The organism is Nonomuraea corallina, assembly GCF_027620315.1.
GTDB classification, from domain to species: domain Bacteria; phylum Actinomycetota; class Actinomycetes; order Streptosporangiales; family Streptosporangiaceae; genus Nonomuraea; species Nonomuraea corallina.
This window is the reverse complement of sequence record NZ_JAPNNL010000277.1, coordinates 1-5,407: the sequence shown is the minus strand read 5'-3', so window position 1 is coordinate 5,407 and position 5,407 is coordinate 1. Positions and strand designations below refer to the sequence as shown.

General features: G+C 71.6%; 7 protein-coding genes. 3 read left to right on the top strand and 4 right to left on the bottom strand.

Annotated elements, in window-relative coordinates:
* Positions 1 to 44: 44 nt before the first annotated feature.
* From OUY22_RS35390 to OUY22_RS35375, 4 genes are read right to left on the bottom strand one after another with little or no spacing between them, the layout of a single operon-like run.
* On the bottom strand, positions 45 to 1,112 hold the full coding sequence (locus OUY22_RS35390; protein ID WP_270159678.1) for an ABC transporter ATP-binding protein: 1,068 nt from the start codon (positions 1,110 to 1,112) through the stop codon (positions 45 to 47).
* The gene (locus tag OUY22_RS35385; protein WP_270159677.1) at positions 1,109 to 1,960 is read right to left on the bottom strand and encodes an ABC transporter permease; all 852 of its coding nucleotides are present in this window, start codon (positions 1,958 to 1,960) and stop codon (positions 1,109 to 1,111) included. Before OUY22_RS35385 ends, OUY22_RS35390 begins: the two co-directional genes overlap by 4 nt.
* Positions 1,948 to 2,769, bottom strand: coding sequence for an ABC transporter permease (locus tag OUY22_RS35380; protein WP_270159676.1), 822 nt, complete (start codon positions 2,767 to 2,769; stop codon positions 1,948 to 1,950). The genes OUY22_RS35385 and OUY22_RS35380 overlap by 13 nt, the downstream gene beginning before the upstream one ends.
* Positions 2,766 to 3,806, bottom strand: a complete 1,041-nt coding sequence (locus tag OUY22_RS35375; protein WP_270159675.1) for an ABC transporter substrate-binding protein — start codon at positions 3,804 to 3,806, stop codon at positions 2,766 to 2,768. The genes OUY22_RS35380 and OUY22_RS35375 overlap by 4 nt, the downstream gene beginning before the upstream one ends.
* A 217-nt stretch (positions 3,807 to 4,023) precedes the next feature.
* On the opposite strand from OUY22_RS35375, the gene OUY22_RS35370 reads away from it, so the two are divergent.
* The 3 genes from OUY22_RS35370 to OUY22_RS35360 all read left to right on the top strand — a co-directional run.
* A complete protein-coding gene (locus OUY22_RS35370; RefSeq protein WP_270159674.1) occupies positions 4,024 to 4,770 on the top strand; it encodes a GntR family transcriptional regulator in 747 nt (248 codons plus the stop codon).
* Between the two features lie 78 nt (positions 4,771 to 4,848).
* Complete coding sequence (locus tag OUY22_RS35365; RefSeq protein WP_270159673.1) at positions 4,849 to 5,115, top strand: DUF6504 family protein; 267 nt, start codon at positions 4,849 to 4,851, stop codon at positions 5,113 to 5,115.
* Positions 5,115 to 5,407: PHP domain-containing protein (locus OUY22_RS35360; RefSeq protein WP_270159679.1), on the top strand; the 293-nt coding region annotated here is incomplete at its 3' end. The genes OUY22_RS35365 and OUY22_RS35360, both read left to right, overlap by 1 nt.

Genomic DNA, 5,407 nt, shown 5'->3' with positions numbered 1-5,407 from the left:
CCACGAGGGTGCCGTCCAGGTCGAACAGGACCGCCGCGGGCACCTCAGACGGCATCGGGCGCGGTACGCGCGGCCACCAGGACGGGACGCTCCACCAGCCGGATCGCCACCCGCGTGCCGGGCGCGAGCCGGGCCGCCTCGTGACCGGGCACGTCGGCGAGCACGTCATGACCGTCCAGCAGCAGACGGAGGCGGACGGAGGCGCCGCGGAACGAAGCCGTCACCACCTCCCCGATCCCCGACTCGGGCTGGGAGCCGGTGGTGTGGGTGACCTGGACGGCTTCCGGGCGGACGAGGACGTGCACGTCGGGGTCGGCGGGGACGGCGCCGTCGACGGGCAGCGTCTGGCCCAGGACCGTCACCTTGCCGTCTCCGGCGAGCCGGCCGGGCAGGTGGTTCATGGTGCCGACGAACTCGGCCACGAACGGGGTGGCGGGCCGGTCGTAGACCTCGGCGGGCGGGCCGGCCTGCTCCAGACGGCCGTCGCGGAGCACCGCGACCCGGTCGGCGATCGACAGCGCCTCCTCCTGGTCGTGGGTGACGAAGATCGTGGTGATGCCCAGGCCGAGCTGGAGGCGGCGGATCTCCTCGCGCAGCGCGACCCGTACCTTGGCGTCGAGCGCGGACAGCGGCTCGTCGAGCAGGAGCACGCGCGGCTCCAGGGCCAGGGCGCGGGCCAGCGCGACGCGCTGCTGCTGGCCGCCGGAGAGCTGGTGCGGGTAGCGGTCGGCGTGGCCGGGCAGGCCGACCAGTTCCAGCAGTTCGTCCGCCCTGGCCCGGCGGGTGGCGGCGGCCACCCGGCGCACGCGCAGGCCGAAGGCGACGTTGTCGCGGGCGTTCAGGTTGGGGAAGAGCGAGTACGACTGGAACACCATGCCGGCGTCGCGCTTGTTGGCGGGCACGTCGGTGATGTCCTTGCCGTCGACCAGCACGGCCCCGGAGTCGGGCCGCTCGAACCCGGCCACGCAGCGCAGCGCCGTCGTCTTGCCGCAGCCCGACGGGCCGAGCAGGGCGACGAACTGGCCGGGCTCGACGGTCAGGTCGAGGCCGTCCAGCGTGACCGTCTTGCCGAAGACCCGCCGCAGGCCGCGGAACTCCACCTTGGACGTCACTTCTTTTCCCTCCCGAAAGCGGTGGAGACCGCGAGCAGCAGCAGCCAGATGAGCAGCAGGCTGAGGATCGAGACCGCGACCGACACCTGGCCGCGCGAGCCGGAGATGGTCACGATCCACACCGCGAACGGCTGGTAGCCGAGCAGCCTGGACACCGTGAACTCGCCGAACACCAGGGCGAGCGTGAGGAACGAGGCGCTGGCCAGGGCCGAGCGCAGGTTGGGCACGACGACCCTGAACAGCACGTGCGGCCAGGACGCGCCGAGACTGCGCGCGGCCTCCACTAGCGTCCGCACGTCCATGGTGCGCAGCCCCGCGTCCAGCGAACGGTAGACGAACGGCAGCACGAGCACCACGTACGCGAGCACGAGCACGACGGGGAAGCCCGGGTCCTGGATGGCGATGAGCGTGGCCCAGAACGGGGTGGGGGCGAGCACGTCGGCGCCGACCCGCAGCGAGGTGCTCAGCCCGGCGACGAACGTGATCGGCGGCACCACGAGCGGGAGCGTGCAGAGCACCTCCATCAGGGGCCGCAGCCCCGGCGCGAACAACCGGACGGCCAGCATCGCGGGCAGCGTCAGCAGCAGTACGAGCGTGATCGTGGCCAGCGCGAGCACCAGCGACAGCGTCAGGCTGGGGACGAAGCCCTCGGCCGTCAGCAGTTCGGCGTAGGGCGCGAGGGACAGGCCGGTGGTGGGCGTGTGGATCGTGTACCAGAGCGACGCCCCGAGCGGCACCAGGAAGTAGAGCCCGGCCAGCGCGAACACCACGGCCCGCCAGGCGCGCGGGCGGGCGGGCCGCGCGGGGGCGGCGGTCAGAGACTGTTCCAGGCCCGTCACTGCAGCCATCGGGTGGTCCTCCTCTGCAGCGGCAGATAGATCAGCATGACCAGGCCGGCGATGACGATCATGTCCAGGCTCAGCGCGAGCGCCACGTTCTCCTGGCCGATCAGCACGTCGCTGGTCAGCGCGTTCGCGATCTTCAGGGTGACCAGCGGGACGACCGTGCCCGCGCCCATGGCCGCCGCCGTGGCGTAGGCGGCGAAGGCCGAGCCGAACAGCAGCACCACCCCGCCGAGCAGGGCGGGCGTCAGCACGGGCAGGCCGACGTGGCGCCAGTAGTGCCAGGCGGTGGCGCCGTTGTTGGCCGCCGCCTCCCGCCACTGCGGGCGCAGCCCGTCCAGGGCCGGCGCCATCACCAGCACCATCAGCGGCACGCTGAAGTACAGGTAGACGATCACCAGGCCCCAGAACGAGTACAGCGACCCCGACGGCAGCCCCAGCAGCCCGCTCACCACGCCGGAGTTGCCCAGCGTGGCCACCCAGAAGAAGGCCAGCGGGACGCCGCCGAAGTTGGCCAGCACGCCGGAGGCGGTCAGCACCCCGTTGCGCAGCGCGGTGAAGCGCGAGGTGACGACCGCGTAGGCGAGGAACGAGCCGAGCACCGCCCCGGTCAGCGCCACCACGGCCGAGACCTGCACACTCCCGGCCATGGCGGTCAGGTTGCCGCCTTCCAGGCTCTGCCGCAGGTTGGCCAGCGTCGGTTCGCCGCGTGAGGTGAAGGCCCCTGCCAGCAGCGCGGCCAGCGGGATGCCGAACACGAACGCGTAGAAGGCGAGCAGGGGCAGCGCGCCGAGCCACCCCGTGGACCGTCTCATCCGGAGATCGCCGCGTCCCAGCCGCTCGCCAGCTTGGCCTTGGCCGCGTCGATCTGCTCCGGGCTCGGGAAGGCCGGCTCGCCCTCGACCTCCGGCAGCGCGTCGGCGGCGGCCTTGTCGATGGTGCCGTCGCTCTGCATGACGGGCATGAGCACCGGCCGGGCGAAGCCCTTCAGGTAGAGGTTCTGGCCCTCGGGGCTGTAGAGGAACTCCTGCCAGAGGCGGGCGGCCGCCGGGTGCGGGGCGTCCTTGTTGATGGCCTGGGCGTACATCTGGAAGTACTTGCCGTCGGTCGGCACGTTGACCTTCCAGTCGATGCCCTTGGCGGCCATCTGCGGGGCGTAGGCGGCGTTGTTGTAGTCCCAGTCGATGCTGATCTGGGTCTCGCCCTTCTCGATCGTGGCCGGGGTGGTCTCGACCGGGTTGAAGTTGCCCGCGTCCTTCAGCTTCTTGAAGAAGTCGATGCCCGGCTGGATGTCGTCGAAGGAGCCGCCGCCGGCGATCGAGGCCGCGTAGACGCCGGCGAAGGCCGAGCCGGACTTGGTGGGGTTGCCGTTGAGCGCGACCTTGCCCTTGTACTCGGGCTTGAGCAGGTCGGCGAAGCTCTCCGGGCAGGTGGTGATCTTCTTGGCGTCGCAGCCGATGGAGATGTAGCCGCCGTAGTCGTTCACCCAGAGGCCGGTGGGCTCCTTCTGGCCCTCCGGGATCTGGTCGAAGGTCCGCACCTTGTACGGGGCGAACAGGCCCTCGGCGGCGCCGCTGATGGCGAAGGACTGGCCCAGGTCGAGCACGTCCGGGGCGCGGTCCTGGCCCTTGCGGGTCTTGACCGCGTTGATCTCGTCGGCGCTGGAGGCGTCCGGGTCCTCGCTCTCGATCTTGATGCCGTACTTGGCCTCGAAGGCCTTGATGATCTCGCCGTAGTTCGCCCAGTCGGGCGGCAGGGCGATGACGTGCAGGTCGCCTTCCTTCTTGGCCGCCTCGACGAGCTTGTCGAAGCCGCCGAAGTCGGCGGCCGAGGTCGCGGTGCGCGCGTCCACGCCGCCTTCGGCTGTCGAGGTCTGGGCGCCTGGTGCTGCGCCGCACGCAACGGTGACTACGGTAAGGGCGGCGATGACGCCGGCCGCACGGACGCGAGGTGTGAACACGTGGCCTCCACTCCGGGGGTGTGCGAGGAATGTAAGGGAACTTGTACAAACAAGCGAGCACCAGTAAGTCGCATATCCATTGCTCTTTCGTGAACGGGGATGGTCGGGAATGGTCGCGCGCTATGAACTGATCGCCGACGAGCTGCGCGGCGAGATCCTCGCGGGCGCGTACCCGATGGGCGCGCAGCTTCCGTCGGAGTCCGAGCTGGCCGCGCGGTTCGGCGCCGCCAGGGGGACGGTCCGGCAGGCGGTCGCGGTGCTCGCCGCCGAGGGCCTGGTCGGATCGCGGCAGGGCGCCCGGCGCATCGTGCTGGGCAACGCGCGCAGCCAGAGCTTCGCCGAGCTGCACAGCTTCGCCCAGTGGGCGCGGGCCAACGGCCACCGCTACGGCGGCCTGATGATCAACCAGCGCCGCCGGCCCCCGACCCCGGCCGAGGCCGCCAGGCTCGGCCCCGGCGAGGTGCTCGACGTGCTGCGGGTGCGCACCCTGGAGGACGAGCCGGTGCTGCTGGAGCGGACCGCGTACGCGGAGTGGATCGCCCCCGTCGTCGAGGAGCTGCCGCCCGACTGCGAGTCCGTGACGCAGGCGCTGTACGACTCGGCGGGGGTGGTGTTCGCGTACGGCGAGCACCTCATCGACGCGGTGCCCGCGAGCGCGCAGGACGCCCGCCTGCTCGGAGTCCGGCGCGGCAGCCCGCTGCTGCGCCAGCGGCGGGTGACCACCACGCACGAGGGCAGGCCGGTGGAGTGCTCGGACGACCGCTACCGGGCGGGGAGCGTGGCCTTCAGCATCCGCAACTCCATCGGGGCGAACCCGCTCGTCCGGCACGCGGGCGACTTGCACTTCGGCGCGTAAGAACATATGTTCGATACATAGCGCCCGCCTTCCCCCGGGTGGCTCAGCATTGGCACCAGAGCCGCGGGGAGAAGCGTCTTGAGCAGACTCTATGGCGATCCGATAGAGGTGTGGACCCGGGACGGGGAGCCGGTCCAGTTCGTCTGGCGTGACCGGCTTCACCTCGTCCACCGGGTGCTCGACCACTGGGTTGTGGCGCGCGAATGGTGGAAGATCAGCGAGACCGACCCCGGTGAGCGCCGGTTCTGGCGGGTCGAGGCCGGCCCGGGACGCGAGGCCGGCACGTACGAGCTGAGGTTCGACACCGCCAGCAGCGGCTGGCTGCTCCTGCGGGCGTGGGACTGATGGCGGGCGTCCTGGCGGGGCCGTTCCCGCATCTCCACGTGAGCTCCGCCTACTCGATGCGGTACGGCACCGCGTTCCCGCAGGCGCTGGCGGAGCGGGCCTTCGAGCACGGGATGGACATCCTGGCGCTGACCGACCGCGACGGGCTGTACGGGGCGGTCAAGCACGCGCGGGCGTGCGCGGACGCCGGGATCGCCCCGGTGTTCGGCGTCGACCTGGCACTCGCCGACCCGGAGCCGGAGCCCTGGCCGCTCACCGGACCCGGCGCCGGACTGACGGACGGGCGCGGTGC

Bases quoted from the DNA above. Each gene is read 5' to 3' on its own strand.
- OUY22_RS35380 (WP_270159676.1), bottom strand. From the start codon at position 2,769: ATGAGACGGTCCACGGGGTGGCTCGGCGCGCTGCCCCTGCTCGCCTTC.
- OUY22_RS35370 (WP_270159674.1), top strand. From the start codon at position 4,024: ATGGTCGCGCGCTATGAACTGATCGCCGACGAGCTGCGCGGCGAGATC.
- OUY22_RS35385 (WP_270159677.1), bottom strand. From the start codon at position 1,960: ATGGCTGCAGTGACGGGCCTGGAACAGTCTCTGACCGCCGCCCCCGCG.